The sequence below is a fragment of the Kitasatospora sp. MBT63 genome (genome assembly GCF_000710465.2).
Taxonomy (GTDB): Bacteria; Actinomycetota; Actinomycetes; order Streptomycetales; family Streptomycetaceae; genus Kitasatospora.
This window is the reverse complement of sequence record NZ_JAIZ01000306.1, coordinates 1-17,397: the sequence shown is the minus strand read 5'-3', so window position 1 is coordinate 17,397 and position 17,397 is coordinate 1. Positions and strand designations below refer to the sequence as shown.

Annotated in this window: 12 protein-coding genes; 10 read left to right on the top strand and 2 right to left on the bottom strand. The window is 73.9% G+C overall.

What is annotated here, in order from left to right; translation table 11 throughout:
* Positions 1 to 651 precede the first annotated feature (651 nt).
* The 5 genes from AA75_RS18925 to AA75_RS50950 all read left to right on the top strand — a co-directional run bounded on the left by AA75_RS18925 (position 652) and on the right by AA75_RS50950 (position 5,269).
* On the top strand, positions 652 to 1,299 hold the full coding sequence (locus AA75_RS18925; RefSeq protein WP_033821280.1) for a hypothetical protein: 648 nt from the start codon (positions 652 to 654) through the stop codon (positions 1,297 to 1,299).
* A gap of 117 nt (positions 1,300 to 1,416) precedes the next feature.
* On the top strand, positions 1,417 to 2,223 hold the full coding sequence (locus AA75_RS18920; protein WP_033821279.1) for a thioredoxin domain-containing protein: 807 nt from the start codon (positions 1,417 to 1,419) through the stop codon (positions 2,221 to 2,223).
* A 4-nt stretch (positions 2,224 to 2,227) separates the two neighbouring features.
* Positions 2,228 to 2,866 carry a vitamin K epoxide reductase family protein gene (locus AA75_RS18915; RefSeq protein ID WP_033821278.1) on the top strand — a complete coding sequence of 213 codons (639 nt, stop codon included), beginning with the start codon at positions 2,228 to 2,230 and terminating at the stop codon, positions 2,864 to 2,866.
* A 617-nt stretch (positions 2,867 to 3,483) separates the two neighbouring features.
* Positions 3,484 to 4,374 (top strand): peptidoglycan-binding protein, encoded by an 891-nt coding sequence (locus AA75_RS18910; protein WP_233289086.1) that lies wholly within the window; start codon positions 3,484 to 3,486, stop codon positions 4,372 to 4,374.
* Positions 4,375 to 4,444: 70 nt separating this feature from the next.
* Positions 4,445 to 5,269 carry a CHAP domain-containing protein gene (locus AA75_RS50950; protein WP_082526636.1) on the top strand — a complete coding sequence of 275 codons (825 nt, stop codon included), beginning with the start codon at positions 4,445 to 4,447 and terminating at the stop codon, positions 5,267 to 5,269.
* A 193-nt stretch (positions 5,270 to 5,462) separates the two neighbouring features.
* Here AA75_RS50950 and AA75_RS18900 read toward each other — a convergent pair whose 3' ends face one another.
* A complete protein-coding gene (locus tag AA75_RS18900; RefSeq protein ID WP_233289085.1) occupies positions 5,463 to 6,422 on the bottom strand; it encodes a chitosanase in 960 nt (319 codons plus the stop codon).
* A gap of 674 nt (positions 6,423 to 7,096) precedes the next feature.
* On the opposite strand from AA75_RS18900, the gene AA75_RS18895 reads away from it, so the two are divergent.
* The 3 genes from AA75_RS18895 (at position 7,097) to AA75_RS18885 (ending at position 13,484) form a co-directional block, all read left to right on the top strand.
* Positions 7,097 to 8,380 (top strand): ATP-grasp domain-containing protein, encoded by a 1,284-nt coding sequence (locus AA75_RS18895; RefSeq protein WP_033821277.1) that lies wholly within the window; start codon positions 7,097 to 7,099, stop codon positions 8,378 to 8,380.
* A 1-nt stretch (position 8,381) separates the two neighbouring features.
* Positions 8,382 to 9,623: an MFS transporter gene (locus AA75_RS18890; RefSeq protein ID WP_051812753.1), complete on the top strand. Its 1,242-nt coding sequence runs from the start codon at positions 8,382 to 8,384 to the stop codon at positions 9,621 to 9,623.
* A gap of 609 nt (positions 9,624 to 10,232) precedes the next feature.
* Positions 10,233 to 13,484 (top strand): BTAD domain-containing putative transcriptional regulator, encoded by a 3,252-nt coding sequence (locus AA75_RS18885; RefSeq protein WP_158515527.1) that lies wholly within the window; start codon positions 10,233 to 10,235, stop codon positions 13,482 to 13,484.
* Here AA75_RS18885 and AA75_RS18880 read toward each other — a convergent pair.
* Positions 13,450 to 14,814, bottom strand: coding sequence for an aspartate aminotransferase family protein (locus tag AA75_RS18880; protein ID WP_033821276.1), 1,365 nt, complete (start codon positions 14,812 to 14,814; stop codon positions 13,450 to 13,452). The genes AA75_RS18885 and AA75_RS18880 overlap by 35 nt on opposite strands.
* A 232-nt stretch (positions 14,815 to 15,046) precedes the next feature.
* Between AA75_RS18880 and AA75_RS18875 the strand changes: the two genes are divergently transcribed.
* On the top strand, positions 15,047 to 16,231 hold the full coding sequence (locus AA75_RS18875) for an LLM class flavin-dependent oxidoreductase (protein ID WP_033821275.1): 1,185 nt from the start codon (positions 15,047 to 15,049) through the stop codon (positions 16,229 to 16,231).
* 82 nt (positions 16,232 to 16,313) lie between these two features.
* The gene (locus AA75_RS18870; protein ID WP_033821274.1) at positions 16,314 to 17,309 is read left to right on the top strand and encodes an alpha/beta fold hydrolase; all 996 of its coding nucleotides are present in this window, start codon (positions 16,314 to 16,316) and stop codon (positions 17,307 to 17,309) included.
* Positions 17,310 to 17,397 lie beyond the last annotated feature (88 nt).

Below are 17,397 nucleotides of genomic sequence, written 5' to 3'. Positions count from 1 at the left end.
GTCGACGGGCCGTCCTTCGGCGCGGCGGGGGAGGCCGGAGCGCTCGGTGCCGACGTCGGCCCCGGCGAGGGCGCCGCACTCGACGCGGGCGCACTCGGCACCGGAGCACTCGGCACCGGACTGCCCGGGTCGGAGGGGTCGGACGGGCACGGGTCCCGGCCGGGCGGCGGCGACGGCCGGGATGTTCCGGGCAGGTATGGCACGGACCAACCCGGCGGCACCGGGAACGCTGGAAGGACCGGGAACGCGGGAAGGACGGGCAGCAGCACCGGCGGCAACGGCAGGGCCGGCCCCGGGTGGGGTACGAACGGCAGCGGCACACCGGGCAGGTCGTCCATCCGGCGATTGTCGCCAGCGGCGTGGCGCGCCCGGGGCGATTCGCCCGGCCCGCCACACCCACGGGTGACACCGCTCGAACGGGGCTGCCGCCGCGGGCACGGCACGGGCGGGAGCGGGCACGGCACGGGCGGGACACGGGTGAGACTCGCCACAGCCACCGCCGCGCGTCCGGTCCGTCCCGCCGGGGCTCCGCGGCCGCGGATTCCGCTCCCTCGGGCCCGCCGGGCGGGCCGGCTGCCGTCAAGTGCCCGGTCCGGGCCCGCCGCAGGCGCCCTCCCGCCCGACCGGGTAGCCGTGACATACTCCGAGACCATGACCGAGAACCAGGCTACGAGGGCCCTGCGGGCCGCGGTGTTCACCGCGCTCGCCGTGCCGCTCGCCGCGCTGGGCCAGGTCCTGCTGACCGGGCGGGCGCTGCCGCTCTCCCTGGTCGCCGCCACCTCGGTGGCCGTCTTCCTGCTCGCGATGGCGCTGTCGGGGACCCGCCGCGGCTTCGTACAGATCTCCGCCGTGCTGGTGCCGGTCGAGCTGCTGCTGAACACCGCCTTCAACCTCGGCCAGGACACCTGTGCCACCGCCGCCCCCGGCCACGGGATGGACCTGCTGGTCTGCGGCGGCGGTTCGGTGGACGGCAGTTCGCTGCTGACCGGCTGGGCCGGCCACTCCGGTGGCTGGGTCAAGCTGCTGGTCCTGCTGGTGCACGTGGCCGTCGCGCTGGCCGCCGCCGCCTGGCTGCGGCTCGGCGACCGGGCGCTGACCGGCGTCGCCGAGGCGCTGCGCGCCGTCCGCGCCCTGCTGCCCGCCCCTTGGCGTGCCCTGCTGACCGGTACCCCGCTGCCCGCCTGCCCCGCCGCGTTGCGGCCGGTCCCGCAGGCCGAGCGGTCGCTGCTGCGCCCCGCGCAGCTGGTCCTCACCCCCGCGCCGCGGCGCGGTCCGCCGGCTCTCGCGCTCGCCGGCTGACGTCTCCTCCCGTCCTCCCGACGGAGGGTCCGGCCGGCCCCGCAGGCCACCCACCCCTCCCGCATGCCCGGCGCGCGTCCGCGCGGCATGCACCAGTCCAGGAGTCGACGGACCATCATGAGCAGCAACCAGCAGCCCCACCTCTCCCCCCGTGACCGCATGAAGCAGGCGAAGCAGCAGGAGGCCCGCAGCGAGGCCCTGCGCCGCCGGGTGATCGTCGCCGTGTCGGTGGTCGGTGCGATCGCCGTGGTCGGCGGCGGCGCCGCGCTGGCGATCGGCACCGCCGGCGGCAGCGGCTCGGACGACACCGCCGCGTCCGCGTCCGGCAGCACCCTGGTCGTCCCCGCCAACGCCTCCGGCCCGGACGGCACCGTCGTGGTGTACGGCAAGGCCGACGCCCCGCACACGCTGAAGGTGTACGAGGACTTCCGCTGCCCGATCTGCAAGAACTTCGAGGCCTCGGCGGGCAGCACCGTGCAGCAGCTGGCCGACGACGGCCAGTACAAGATCGAGTACCACCTGGCCGCGTTCCTGGACAGCAACCTGGGCGGCAAGGGCTCCCGGACCGCGCTGGCGGCGGCCGGTGCGGCGCTGAACGAGGGCGTCGACAAGTTCAAGCAGTTCCACGACGTGCTGTACGCCAACCAGCCGGACGAGCGCGAGGACGGTTTCGGCGACGTCAACCGGATCCTCGACCTGGCCGGCCAGGTGCCGGGCCTGAAGACCGAGGCGTTCACCAAGGCCGTCACCGAGGGCACCTACCGGCCGTGGGCGGCCAAGGTGGCGAGCGCGTTCAACAACAGCGGGGTGCAGGGCACCCCGACCGTCCAGCTGGACGGCAAGCAGCTGAACATCTTCGGCCAGAGCGGACCGCTGAACGGCGAGCAGTTCAAGGCGCTGGTCAAGCAGTCGATCGGCGGGTGACCCGATGACCGCCCCCGTCCCGCCCGCCTCGGCGGCCGCGCCGGTCCCGGCCGGCGCCGCCGCACCGGTCGGCGCGAGCCGCCGGTTCGGCTGGCTGCTGCTGATCGGCGGCCTGCTGGGCCTCGCCGCCTCCGCCGTGCTGACCGTCGACAAGATCCGTCTGCTGAAGGATCCGTCCTACCGGCCCAGCTGCAACATCAACCCGATCATCAGCTGCGGCTCGATCATGCGCACCGAGCAGGCGGAGGCCTTCGGCTTCCCCAACTCGCTGATCGGCCTGGCCGCCTTCGGCGCCGTCGTGGCGGTCGGTGCGGGCCTGCTGGCGAGGGCGGCCTACCGCCGCTGGTTCTGGCTGGGCCTGCAGGCCGGGACGCTGTTCGGGCTCGGCTTCGTGGTCTGGCTGATCGACCAGGCGCTGTACGAGATCGGTGCGCTCTGCCCGTACTGCATGGTGGTCTGGGCCGTGGTGCTGCCGCTGTTCTGGTACACCACCCTGCACAACCTGCGCACCGGCGTGCTGCCCGCACCCCGCTGGTGGCCCGCGGTCGCCCGGTGGCACTGGGTGGTCCCGGCGCTCTGGTACCTCGGGATCGCACTGCTGGTGCTGAACCGGTTCTGGTACTACTGGCGCACGCTGATCTGATGTAGCACGGCCGACGGCTCCCACCTGCGACTTTCCGGGTGGGAGCCGTCGGCCGTCCGCCGCTGGGCCGGCTACGGGCCGTCCGGACGATCGGCCGGACTCCCGTGGAGCGCGTCGACGGCCCGACGGGTCCGTCGGGGCTGCTCGGCATGAGGTGCGGGCAGGCGCCTTGACGTTCTCGGGCGCCGACCCGGGCGGTCCGCTGCAGGTGATCCAGCCACACGCGGCACCCCTTCCGTCATTGGCGGAGCTGCACGAGCCGCTGCCGCAGCCTGTCCCCGTGGCGACTGCCGGGGAGCCGACGTGTTCGCTCCACTCCGGCGCAGCAGCTCGGTGCCCCTGCGCGCCGAGCAGGGCGGTATCGCGGCCGTAGCCGCCCGATGGCGCGGCTCGCCCGGGCCGTGCCGCCCGGGCCCTGACTCCCGTGCGCGGGGCCGTCGTTGCGGCCCGGCGGGTCTGCCCGGGGGCGCCCTGCGGCGATACGCGCGCGCTATCGGCACCTCCTAACGTCTCGAACGGATCTCGGGCCCCGGCGCGGGCCCGACGACGCCACCCCCTTGCCCGACACCGGGACGGGGCCGGGGCCGATCCTCCACCGAGCCGGAAGGAACCACCGCATGGCATCCGTCATCACGACCCGCAACGCCGCATTCCGACTGCTCACGGCCGCCGCCGTCCTGAGCGGCCTGGTGTTGAGCGCCGCACAGGCCAGCGCGGCAGCCCCACCGTCCCAGAGCGAGGCATCGGCGGCCACCGCTGCCGCGCTGCCCGTGGTGGACATGGAAGCCACCGTCCTGGCTGCCCAGATCGACCCCCGACGCCCCGACAGCACGCTGACCCCGGGGGCCAAGGACTCGGTCCTGGCCGTCGAGCGGGCTCTGCAGGCCCGTAACCTCCTCGACGCCCGCTGGGTGGACGGGTACTTCGGCACCACCACCATCGCCGCCTACGCCGCCTTCCAGCGCTCCCTCGGCTACACCGGCCTGGACGCCAACGGACTGCCCGGCGCCTCCTCCCTCGCCGCACTGGGGCAGGGCCGATTCACCGTCACCCACCAGATCGGACCCGGCGCGAAGCTGCAGCGCGACGGATACACCGTCGACACCCGCACCCAGAACATGCTCACCGAGGCCGAGCGCCTCCTGGGCTTCCGCCTCACCCTCGCGCAGGGCTCCTACAACCCCGGCGGCGATCCCACCTCCGCCGGCACCCACGACGGTGGTGGCGTCGTGGACATCAACATCGACGGCATGTCCAGCAGCACCCGGACCGCCGTCGCCCGGGCACTGCGCCAGGTCGGATTCGCCGCCTGGGTCCGCGACCCCAGCCAGGGCGACTGGCCGTGGCACATCCACGCCGCAGCGATCAGCGACACCGATCTGTCCAGCCAGGCCCAGAACCAGACCGGTGACTACTACCTCGGCCTCAACGGCCTGGCCAACCACGGCGCCGACGACGGCCCCCGCATCCCCATCCAGACCTGGGAGCAGTACCAGCGCACCCACTGACCGCGCACACGCACCACCCGAGCACGACCGATGCACCCGTCGGTGACACGTCACGAAAAGAACGAAGACCATGAAGAACATACGCACCACGCTCACCGTCGCCGGCACCGCCCTGGCCATGGCCGTTCCCCTCATCGCCACCACCTCCACCCCCGCCTTCGCGGCCTCCCGTGACGGAGTCTGCGACGCCGGCGAGTTCTGCTACTACTACAACAGCGACGAGGCCGGCTCGATCTCCGACTTCACCGGCTCCGTCAGCGACCTCGGAGCCACCCAGCCGACCTGCTACGACTTCAAGAGCGCCGGCGCCGGCCAGGGCATCTGCGTCAAGAACAACGCCGCCTCGGTGTGGAACCGCACCGGGCAGACCGTCCGCGTCTACGTCAACAGCGGCTACGGCGGCGGCGGCCAGGACTTCGCCCCCGGCGCCAAGGGCAACCTCAACTCCACCCTGAAGAACAACGAGGCGTCTCACCAGTTCCTCAGCGGCGGCGGCACCGGCGGCAACCAGAGCCCCGCCGACGACTTCGACCACGGCACCCGCGGCTTCGCCGCCGACAACTGCACCGCCTTCGCGGCGTACCGCATCGCCAGCCGTCTCGGCGTCCCGAACTTCAGCAACTCCTACGGCGGCACCACCTGGGGCAACGCCGGCACGTGGGACGACGCCGCCCGCCGCGTCGGCGTCACCGTCAACACCACCCCCACCGTCGGCGCCATCGCCGTCAACGACGTCCACAAGGTCGGCCACGTCGCCTACGTCAACGCCGTCTACTCCGACGGCTCCTTCGACGTCGAGGAATACAACTGGAACAACCCCCTCGACTACGGCACCCGCAGCCACGTCCACGTGAGCAGCGCACAGTCCGACTTCCAGTGGATGCTCCACTTCTGACCAACCACCGGCACGCCGGAGCCACAGCGGTACACAACGAAAGCCCCGTCGGGCGGGTGACCTGCCAAGTCACCTTCGTCCGACGGGGCTTCGACGTGCCGCCGTCCGGCCGACGACAGCTCCGCAACGCCCCGGCGGGCGGACGGCTCGGAGTATGCGGCGGCCGAGGCCACCGCCCCCCACGCCCGAGCGGTCAGTGCGCGATGGTGTAGGAGTCGCCATGGATGGTCCAGCACAGCGGGGTGGCGAGGGCCAGGTTGCCGGCCTTCAGGAAGGCGGACTGGACGGAGTCGACCCGGTCGGTGTCGTGCTGCGCGGCGGCCATCACCGACCGGCGGGCGCTGAGGAAGGCGGTCAGGTACGCGGTCTCGTCGCCGCCCTGGGACGGTGGCCGGGCCTTCGCCAGCGCGGCCGCGCGGATCCCGCCGAAGCTGCGCGGTCCGGTGCCCGGGCCGTGCATCACCAGCGCGTCGTAGTAGGCGAACTGCCCGAGTGCGTGCAGGCCGTCCGCCTTGGCCTGGCGGACCGCGGGGTCGAAGTAGACGCGGTCGCGCTCCTCGTCCTGGGCCCGCTGGAAGGCGGGGTCCTGGGCGGCGGCCCGCCAGTCGTCGGTGAAGGTGGGGTCGAGGCCCTCGTGCGAGTCGGTGCCGTCGACCTGCTGGAGTGCGGGCAGGTAGCGGACCAGGCGGTTGCCGGGGTTCAGCGTCTGGTAGTGCCTGACCAGCTGGAGCATGTCGTCGGTGGCCGAGGTGAAGCCGATGAGGCCGCCGGTGTAGCCGCGGCCGTCCTGGATGTCCTCGATGTACTTGTACTGGGCCCGCCAGTCGAGCGAGGAGTTCTCGGCGCTGGAGACCAACTGCTGGGCGATGTCCTTCATCCGCGGGCTGTCCAGGCCCGGGCTCGCGCTCAGCGCGGCCGCGGCGGCGGCCGAGGGGCCGGCGGTGCCGCTGACCGAGGCGGACGGGCTCGGCGAGGGCGTGGCGGTGACGCTCGGGCCGGCCAGTGCGGAGATCTCGCCCTGGTCCACGGACCCGGCCGGGTCGGTGGCGGGGACCGGCGCGGGCCGCGCGACGGCGGCGTCACGGGGGCGCGAACCGCCGCCGAGGGCGGCCCCCGTCGCCGTGGCCGCCGCGGCGACGATCAGCAGGGCCACCGCGAGCCGCCGCGGTCTGCGGGTTCTCCGCGCTCTCCTCGTCCCCGATGTTCTCGATGTCCCCGATACTCTTGATGTCCCCCGAGTCCTCCGCACGGCACGCCTGTGGCCCATGGCGCATGCTCTCCGAATCGTGGACGTCGACAACCGGCGAGCAGTCTACTGATGCTTTTCGGCCGATCGCCCACGGCACCGGCGCGGGCGATCGGCTCCTGCGGCGGAGACCGAGACCCTCGCCGTCCTCGGCCTGCTGCACCTGGAGTCGGGCCGCCACACCCGGGGCTCGACCCACTCCCGACGGGCCCTCGCACCGGCCGAACGGCTCGGGGACCCCGGCAGCCGGACCAACGCCCGCCACGGCCTCGGGGAGACCCTGGCCGCCCTGGGCCAGGCCGGGCAGGCCCTCGCGCACCACCGCACCGCGCTGGACCGGGCCGGCCTGAGACCTGAGACCTCCGGTCCCCCGACCCCGGCCCCACCGGGCCCCCGTCCGGGAGCGCGAACCGGGACGTCAAACCGTTTGCAAGGATCCGCCAAGAACGCTGGGGAAGGCTGCGTCGTGTTCCGCGCGGCCGCCCGGACGCGGCCCGCGAACCGGGCGGCGTCCGGGCGGCCGTGGCGGGTGCCCGGACGCCGGGCACCCGCACGTCTACCACTCTCGTACGGAGATCCCTATGCGGCAGCGCCCGAAACTCGTCCTGGTCGGTCAGTTCTCCGCTCTTCCCTGGGTGTTCGAGGCCGCGGAGCGGGCGGGCGCCGACCTGATCCTGGTCCCCCGGGGGGACGACGACGCCGAGCGGGCCCGCAAGGCCGCCGGGGTGGTCGAACTCCTGCCGCTGGACGTCGACGGGGATCCGGACGCCGCGCTGGCCGCCCTGGTGGAGCGGTTCGGCCGCGAGCCGTTCGACGGGATCATGGCGGGCAACGAGAAGGCCGTCCCCTTCGTCGCCCGGGCCGCCCGGGTGCTCGGGCTCACCGGGCTGACCGAGGAGGCGGCGGACGTGGTCAGGGACAAGCGGAGCATGCGCCGGCTGCTGCGCGCGGCCGGCCTCGCGGTCCCCGGGTTCGTCGCCGTCGGCCACCCGGACGACTGGGCGGACGCGGCGGGGCTGCGCTTCCCGGTCGTGGTCAAGCCGGCCAACGGCTACTCCAGCCTCGGGGTGATCCGGGTCGACTCCGCGGCGGAGCTGGAGCGGGCGGTGCGCACCACCTGGGCGCTGTGCCACGCCCACCTCGGTTACGACGGCGGAGCGGCCGACGGCGAACCGGCGGACGGCTGGGGGGTGCTGGTCGAGGAGTACCTGGACGGTCCCGAGATCTCCGCCGAGTCGCTGGTGCACCGCGGACGGGTCCGGGTCTGCGCGATCAGCTACAAGGGGGAGCTGAGCGGACCGTACTTCGAGGAGACCACGCTGCGGGCCCCCGCCCAGCTCCCGGCCGACGTGCTGGCCGCCGTCGAACGCGAGGTGGTCGGCGCGCACCACGCCTTCGGCATCACCGAGGGCACCACCCACACCGAGCTGCGGCTGGTCTCGGGCACCCGGCCGGTGCTGCTGGAGATGGGGGCGCGGATCGGCGGCGGCGGGTTCATGCACCACCTGGTGCACGTGAGCAGCGGGATCGACCTCGCGGCGGAGGCGGTCCGCATCCACCTCGGCCGGGAGCCCGAGTGCTGGACCCGCGAGCCGGTGGGCACCGGCCACGCGGCGGCCTACCTGGTGCCGGTCGGCGGCGGCGGCCGGATCGTCCGGGTGCACGGCCTGGACGAGGTGCGCGAGGAGCCCTGCGTGGACCACGTGGCGCAGACCGTCGGCCCCGGCGCGCTGCTGCGGCCGTACCCGGACTGGTCCGGCTACCCGGCGATCGTGCTCTCGCAGCACGCCTCGGACGCCGCGGCGGTGGAGTTCCGTGACCATCTCTCACGGACGCTCAGGGTCGAGTACGAAGCCCGGAGCTGACGTGCCGGCCCGGCCGGCCGGGGCGCCGTGGGGGCTTCCCGGCCCGTTCTGGTGGCTCTGGGGCGGGACGCTGGTCACCTCCGCGGGCGGCTTCGTGGTGCCGTTCATGGCGATCTACCTCACCACGGTGCGCGGCTACTCGGTCTTCTTCACCGGTCTGACCCTGACCGTCTTCGGGGTGGGCAGCGGGATCGCCTCGCTGTTCGGCGGCATCCTGGCGGACCGCGTCGGGCGGCGGGCGGTGCTGCTGGCCAGTGAGGTCCTCACCGTCACCGGCATGCTGGGGCTCGGCCTGACCCAGGGCCGGGCGCCGGTCCTGCTGTTCACCCTGACGGTGGGGGTGGGCCTGAACGCCACCCGCCCGGCACGGGCGGCGGCCGTCGCGGACCTGGTCGCACCGGCGGACCTGCCACGGGCGTACGCGCTGATCTACTGGGCGACCAACCTGGGCTTCTCCGCGGCCGCCGTGACGGCGGGCCTCGCGGCCTCCCACGGCTTCCTGCTGCTGTTCCTGGTCAACGCACTGGCCAACCTCCTCGCCGGGGTCGTGGTCTACCTGCGGGTGCCGGAGACCAGGCCGCCGCCGGGCCCCCGCCGGGCGGCGGACGCGGCCGCGCCCGCGGGGGCGGCGGGGGCGGTGCCCCGGTCGCCGGCGTTCCTGGTACTGCTGGGCACGGTGCTGCTGCTGGGGCTGCTCTTCCAGCAGCCGCTGGTGGTGCTGCCGTTGGCGATGACGGCGGACGGGCTGTCGCCCGCCGACTACGGTACGGCGATGATGATGAACGGCCTGGTCATCGCGGTGCTCCAGCTCCCGCTGACCCGGCTGGCGGGGCGGCTTCGGCCGGAGTACGCGCTGGCCTCCGCGACCCTGGTGACCGGCCTCGGGATGGGGCTGACCGCCCTCGTGCACGGCGTCGCCGGGTACGGGGCGAGCGTCGTGCTGTGGAGCCTCGGCGAGATCGTGGTCTGGCCGACCTGCATGGCGCTGGTGGCGGCGCTGTCCCCGCCGGACCGTCAGGGCGGGTACCAGGGCTGGTTCCTGTCGACCTGGAGCCTGTCGGTGGCGCTGGCGCCGGTGCTCAGCGGCCGGGTGGTCGAGTCGTCCGGTACCGCGCCGGTGTGGGGCGCCTGCCTGTGCCTGGCCGTGGTCTGCGCCGGTGGCCAGCTGCTGCTGGCCCGGCTGCGCGGGGACCGCCGGGCCGAGCCGGTGCCCGGCCGGGAGGAGGCCGCCACGGTCCCCTGATCCGGCGCTCCCCGTCCCCGCCGTCCCCGCCGCGCCGTTGCCGCGACGGCCCGGCGGTCACTCCCGTGCCCGCGCGCGGCGCTGCGGCGCGGCCCTGTTCCTGTCACCTTGCGTAGCCGTCTGCGCGGACCGACATCCCTGTCCGATGGCGGGTGTTATGACCCCCCTCGTCCGGGGTAGCCTGGCAGCGTTCATGATTCACATGACAGTGACATGACCAGCCATGTGCTGCTCCGCCGCTTCCCACGCACGCGGATCACGGCTGGTCGCGCCAAGGGAGGCACCACCATTTCCGCCGCACGCCGTCCTCGCCGCGCCACACCCAGACGCCTGGCCTGAAAGCGCCCGGCCAGCACACCCGTCGACGGCTCCCGCGCCCTCCCCAGCCCCCCAGCACCGCCGGCCCAGCAACCGTCGGTGACGGCAGGGAGCGGCCACCACACGGGACCGACGACCCTCCGAGGCCCCCGCCGTCCGCACCCCCGTACGGCGGGCCGTCGCGACATCCCCGGCCGTGTCCGGACATTACCTGAATCACGCCGTGACGCGGGCTCACCCCTGCGGCCACCGCGGATGCACCAGCTGTCTTGCTTGACGGGATGGGATGAGATGAGCCAAGTTGACCACGCCGCTGCCGATCTCGCCTTACGGAGCCCCGCGCCGATCCGGGTGCTGGGACAGATGTCGGTGCAGGCCGGCCGACGAGAGCTGGACCTGGGCCCACCGAGGCAACGGGCGCTGCTGGCCCTCCTGCTGATCAACGCGGGCCGGGTGGTGTCGGTCTCCGGGATCGTCAGCGCCATCTGGGGCTCCTCACCGCCCCAGGCGGTGGTCGGCACCCTCCAGTCGTACGTCTCGCGGCTGCGCAAGGCGATCGACAGCCACGCCCCCGTACCGCCCAAGGGCCGCCTGCTGGCCCTGCGTTACCAGGCGCCCGGCTACGTCCTGGAGGTCGACCGGGACTGCATCGACGCCAGCAGGTTCCAGTCCGCCGTCGAGTGCGGCCGCGAGCAGTTCGCCCGCGGCGACCTGGCCGCGGCCCGGAGCACCGCCGGCGACGCCCTGGGCCTGTGGCACGGCACCCCGTACGGGGAGCTGGCCGCCTACGACTTCGCCCAGCTGGAGTCCGCCCGGCTCGAACAGCTGCGCCTGGTCGGCCTGCAGACCTGGGCCGATGCGTGCCTGGGCCTCGGCCGCTACGACGAGGTGGTGCGCGAACTCGACGACGAGGTCCGGCGCAACCCGATGCTGGAACGCCTCGGCTGCCAGCTGATGCTGGCGCAGTACCACTGCGGCCAGCCCGCCGAGGCGCTGCTGACCTTCGAACGGATCCGGGCCCACCTCGCCGAGGAGCTCGGCGCCGACACCAGCAAGGAGCTCCAGGAACTGCACGGCGCGATCCTTCGCCAGGACCTGGTCCACGCGGGCCGGCCCGCCGCTGCCCCGGCCACACCGCGCCCCCGCCTCACCGTGGTGGCCGACGTCGACGACCTGCGGCCGCCCGCCCCGGCGCCCCAACCGCCGCACCTCGTACCGGCACAGGCACCGGCACCGGGATCGGCACCGGCCGGGCCGGCCCGACACCTGGTCGGCCGCGCCCGCGAACTGGAGACCCTGCGCACCCTCACCGAGCCCGGACGCCGCGGCCGCACCGTCCTGGTGATCGGCGAACAGGGCGTCGGCAAGACCCGGCTGCTCCAGGAGCTGGAGAGCGGACTGCCGGCCGCGGGCATGGACGCCGTCTGGGCGCACTGCGCCGCCGGCCCCGAACTCCCGGACTACTGGCTGTGGAAACGGGTCGTCCGCAAGCTCCGCCGCACCAGGTCCCACGAACTGGGCTCGCTGCCCGAACCGGTCCTGGACGCGCTCGGCCTGCTGCGCCCGGACCGCTCCCCCGGCCTCGGCGGCGCCGAGACACCGCTCTCCCCCGCCCAGCACCTGGCCTTCCAGGACGCCGTCTGCCAGGCGCTGCTGACGGCCGCCCGCCGCCCGCTCGCGCTGTTCCTGGAGGACCTGCACCTCGCCGACACCCGCACGCTGGCCCTGCTGCAGCTGCTCACCAAGGAGATCCGCGACACCGACCTGCTGGTGGTGGCGACCGTCCGGGAGCACCGGCTCGCGCTGCGCCCCGAACTCCAGAGCGCGGTGGCCGACCTGCTCCAGGAGGTCGCCGCCGAGCACATGCACCTGAACGTGCTCTCGCTCGCCGAGACCAGGGCGCTGATCGACCGGACCGACGGCGAGCCGCTCTCCTGGGACCTGGTGTCGGCCGCGCACCGCGCCACCGGCGGCAACCCGTACCTGCTCACCAAGTTGCGGCCGTCGGCCGGCGCCGCCGCCGACCCCGCCGAGCTGACCGCCGCGATCTCCGTCGACCTGCGGCTGGTGCTCCGCTCGCGCCTGGCCGAGTGCCCGGCGGGCGTCGCCCGGGTGCTGCAGACCTGCGCGGTGATCGGCCCGGCCGTGGACCGCCGGCTGCTCACCGACGTGCTGGCCGGGCTCGGCGAACCGCCGGGCCTGGTCAACGAGGCACTGCACAGCGGACTTCTGACCCCGGACCCGGTCGACCCGCACGGCTTCCGGTTCGCCCAGGGCCTGGTACGGGACATGCTGCTCGCGGACCTCGACCCGGTCCACCGCGCCCGGCTGCACCACCGGGTGGCGGGCGCGCTGGCCGACGGTGCGGTCGGCACGGCCCGCACCGACTGCGCCGGGACCATCGCCCACCACTGCGGCCGGGCCGCGCAGGAACTCGACCTGCGCGAGGCGGTGCAGCCCCTGGTCGGCCTCGGCGACCTCGCCGAGCGCCGGCTGCTGCACTCCGAGGCGTACGCCTGGCTGTCGCACGCCATCGACGTCCTGCGCGGCCAGCCCAGGGACCGGTCCGTCGCGGCCGAACTGGAGCTGCAGAAGCGGGTCGTCTGGCTGCTGTCGATGACCCTCGGGTACGGATCGCCGGCGGTCGCGGACGCCTGCACCCGGGCGGAGGTGCTGCAGAAGACCCTCGACAACACCCGGCCGACCGCGCTGCTGGCCTCCCGGGTGATCATGCACCTGGCCGACGGCGACCTCGCCCGGGTGTCCGAACTGGTCGCCCTGCTGGAGGAGTTGGCCGAGCACGGCGGAGGCACCGAGGCCCGGACCGCCGCCTGCTACGGCAAGGGGGTGCTGCGGTACACCGCCGGCCGGCTGCCGGAGGCCGTCGCCGAACTGGAGTGCGGTCTCCCGCTGGTCGACGCGCAGGGCGAGAAGGAGCGGCCGGACCGCTTCATGGGTCTGTCCCGCAGCGACCCCAGGATCAACTACCGGGTCCACCTGGCCGTCAGCCACGTCCTGCTCGGCGACCGGGCGGCCGCCGAACGCTACCGCGAGGAGCTGCTGCAGCTGTCCGAGTCGGACAGCTGCGACCGCCCGTGGGACCGTGCCTTCGCGCTCTACGCCGACGCGCTGCTGGCGGTGCTCGACGGGGACGTGGAGCGGGCCTGGCAGGCCAGCACCGCCGGGGTCGACCTGACCGTGCGCTGCCAGCTCAGCCACTGGCAGTACATGCTCGCGGTCCTGCTCGGCTGGACCGAGGTGCACCGCGGCCGCAGCGGCAGCGGGCTGCGGCGGATGCGCTGGGCGCTGGACGCGGCGTCCCGCTCCGGCACGGTGTTCCGGCGGGCGCTGCACCTGGGTCTGCTGGCCGAGGCGGAGCAGCACGCCGGGATGGCGGAGCAGGCCCGTACCACGGTGGCGGCCATGGCCGACGAGATCGAGCTGCGGGGCGAGGACGTGCTGCGGCGCCCGCAGTGGCCGTTCGCCGCGCACCGCTCGGCCGGGCGGGTCAGCGCAGGTGTCCGTCGGGGTCCACCCGGCTGAGCACCGACCGCAGGCCGTCGACGAGTTGGTCCGCGTCCTGCCGGGTGAACACCAGCGGCGGGTTGATCACCAGCGCGTACGGGTTGGTCCGCAGGATGATGCCGGCCTGCTCGCGCAGCGCGTCGGCCACCTCGGTGGTGCCGTGCGGCAGCGGTTTGCGGGCCTCCCGGTCGGCGGTCAGTTCGACGGCCAGCATCAGACCGACCCCGCGGACCTCGCCGACCACCGGCAGGTCCGTCAACTCCGCCAGCCGGCCCCGTAGATGGCCGCCGACTGCGGTGGCGTTGGCGAGCAGTCCCTCGCGTTCGATGATGTCCAGGTTGGCCAGCGCGACGGCGCACGCGGTCGGGTGCCCGGTGTAGGTGTAGCCGGCCGGGAAGCCCTGCTCGCCGGTGACCGCGTCGGCGACCTCGTCGGTGACCAGCACGGCGCCGTGCGGGATGTACCCGGAGGTGAGGCCCTTGGCGGTGACCAGGATGTCGGGTGCCACCCCGAAGTGCTCGCAGGCGAACCAGTGCCCGGTGCGGCCGTAGCCGGTGATCACCTCGTCCAGGATCAGCAGGATGCCGTAGGAGCGCAGCAGTTCGGCGACGCGCGGCCAGTAGTCGGCGGGCGGGACGACCGCGCCGATGCCGCCCATCACCGGTTCGCCGATCATCGCGGCGATCCGCTCCGGGCCGATGCGCTCGATCGACTCGCGCAGTTCGGCCAGGCAGAACTCGGTGACGTCCGTCCCGGCGAACAGCTCCCGGCGGTACGGGTGCGGCGGGGTCAGGAAGTGCACGTTCGGCATGCTGGGGCCGAACCCGGTGTGGTAGACGGGGAATCCGGAGACGCCGCCGCTGCCGTAGCCGATGCCGTGGTAGCCCATGGTGCGCGCCAGGATCCAGGTGCGCTGCGGCTCGCCGCGCCGGTGGTGGTACAGCCGCGCCATCCGCAGCGCGATCTCGTTGCCCTCCGCGCCGCCGCTGGTGAAGTAGGTCCGGCGCAGCGGGCCCGGTGCCAGGCCGGCCAGCCGGGCGGCGAGTTCCACCGCGCGGTCGTTGCTGAGGGTGCCCCAGGTGTGGAAGTACTCCAGCCGGGTCATCTGGTCGGCGGCGGCCCGGGCGAGTTCGGCGCGGCCGTGGCCGACCTGGGTCACGCCGAGGACGGCGGAGGCGTCCAGGTAGGTGCGGCCGGCGTCGTCGGTGACCCGGCAGCCCCGGCCGGAGACCAGGACGGTGCGGTCCGTCCGGTGGGCCGGCAGCGTGGGGTGGATGAGCGTCGCGCGGTCCGCGGCCGCGAGCCCGGTACCGGTCGCACCGGGGGCGCTGGCAGTTGCTGGGTTCAAGGCGGGCTCCTTCGGGTCGGGTGAGGCCCGTCACCAGGCTGGCAGCGCCTCCTTGGCGCCCGTTGGACGTCCCGCTCCGCGTCGTCGTCCGCCGGGGGCGCCGGGCCGCCGCCGGGGCGGGCCGGCCGACAGGCGGCGCGTCAAACGATTCGCAAGAAGCCGGTGCCACCGTCGACTCGCCCCTCCCCCGCAGCCGGCCGCGGCGTCGCGGCGCGGCACGAAAGGACCACCAGTGAAGTCCATCCTCTTCTACCTGCCGACCGTCGGCAGCCACGACCAGGTGCTCAAGGGCATGGCCGGGGTGAACCGGCAGAACTACCAGAACATGCTGTGGCAGCTCACCCAGCAGGCCAAGGCCGCCGACGAACTCGGCTACTGGGGGCTGTCGTTCACCGAGCACCACTTCCACGTCGAGGGCTTCGAGGTCTCCAACAACCCGATCATGCTGGGCCTGTACCTGGCCATGCAGACCAAGCACATCCGGGTCGGCCAGATGGCCAACGTGCTGCCGTTCCACAACCCGCTGCGGCTCGCCGAGGACCTGGCGATGCTCGACCACATGACCCGGGGGCGGACCTTCGTCGGGATCGCGCGCGGCTTCCAGAAGCGCTGGGCCGAGATCATGGGCCAGCCGTTCGGGGTCGGCGGGACGCTGTCCGACGCCGGTGCCAACGACGTGCGCAACCGGGCGCTGTTCGAGGAGCACTGGGAGATCCTGAAGAAGGCGTGGACCACCGAGACCTTCTCGCACTCGGGCGCCCAGTGGACGATCCCGCCGAAGGACCTGGAGTTCCCGTACGACGCGGTGCGCAGCTTCGGCCGCGGCCTGGACGAGAACGGCGTGGTGCAGGAGGTGGGCATCGCCCCGAAGCCGTACCAGCACCCGCACCCGCCGGTGTTCCAGCCGTTCAGCTTCAGCGAGGACACCTTCCGGTTCTGTGCCCGCGAGGGTGTGGTGCCGATCCTGATGAACACCGACGACCAGATCGTGCGCCGTCTGATGGACCTCTACCAGGAGGAGGCGGAGGCGGCCGGGCACGGCCGGCTGCGGCGCGGCGAGCGGGTCGGGGTGATGAAGGACGTCCTGGTGGCCAGGGACGCCGACGAGGCGCACCACTGGGCGCAGCGCGGCGGCGGCTTCATCTTCGAGAACTGGTTCGGCCCGATGGGGTTCACCGAGAGCCTGCGCCACGTCGGTGAGACCGGCCCGATCGGCGCGGACTACCGGACCCTGGTCGAGCGGGGCCTCGAATGGGTCGGCACGCCCGACGACATCAACCGCAAGATCGAGAAGCTGGTGACCCAGCACGACCCCGAGTACCTGCTGCAGTGCCAGTACTCCGGCCTGATCCCGCACGACGTGCAGATGCGCAGCCTGGAGCTCTGGGCGACCGAGATCGCGCCCAACTGGCTGTGAGCCCGGCGGCGGGCCGCCGCCCGGTACGACACCGACCGTCCGTCCGGCCCCCGGTGGGCCGTTCATCGCAGAGGAGAAGCCGGTGGACCACCGCGTCTTCGAACTGGACAGCCTCCCGCTGGCCGGCGGGGAGACCCTGCCGTCGGCCAGGATCGCCTACGCGGTCCACGGGACACTCGACGCCGAGGGCCGCAACGCCGTGCTGTGCCCGTCCTTCTTCGGCGGCGACCACACCGCGTACGACTGGCTGATCGGGGACGGCAGACCGCTGGACACCGGCCGGTACTGCGTGGTCACCGTCGGCCTGTTCGGCAACGGTGTGTCGAGTTCGCCGAGCACCCACCCGCTGGGGGCGGCCTTCCCCCCGATCACCCCGCGGGACAACGTCAATGCCCAGTACCGGCTGCTCACCGAGGAGTTGGGGGTGACCGAGCTGGCGCTGGTGACCGGCTGGTCGATGGGTGCGGCGCACGCCTACCAGTGGGCGGTGTCGTACCCGGAGATGGTGCGCCGGATCGCGCCGGTCTGCGGGTCGGCGGTGACCAGTGAGCACAACCGGGTGTTCCTGGCGGCGCTGTCGGCCGCGCTGCGCGCCGACGGCGGCGGCGAGCGGGGCCGGCGGGCCGCGGGCCGGGTCTTCGCCGGGTGGGCGGCCTCGCACCCGTTCTGGGCCGAGGGCGGCTACCGGGAGCTGGGCTTCGACTCCCGGGAGGCGTATCTCACCGGCTTCTGGGAGGAGTTCTTCGTCGCCGGGCCGTCCGCCGAGGATCTGCTGACCATGGTCGGGACCTGGGAGCTGGCCGACGTCGGGGCGACGCCCGGGTTCGGCGGCCGGGTGGAGGCCGCGCTGGGTTCGGTCACGGCCGAGGCCGTGCTGCTGCCGGGCGCCCGGGACCTGTGCTTCGCGGTGGAGGACGAGGCGAGGGCCGCCGCCCTGATGCCGCGGGCCGCCCTGCGGGTGATCCCGGGGGTGTGGGGCCACCTCGCCGGTGCGGGGGCGACCGCCGCCGACCGGGAGTTCATCGGCGACGCGATCACGGCGCTGCTGGCCGGGCGGCCCGCGCCGGCCGGTGCCTGACTGCGGCGCCCTCGTACGGCCGCGGTACGGCTGCGCCCCCGGGAGGCGGACCGGCGGGTTCCATTGATCCCCGCAACACCCTGGAGTG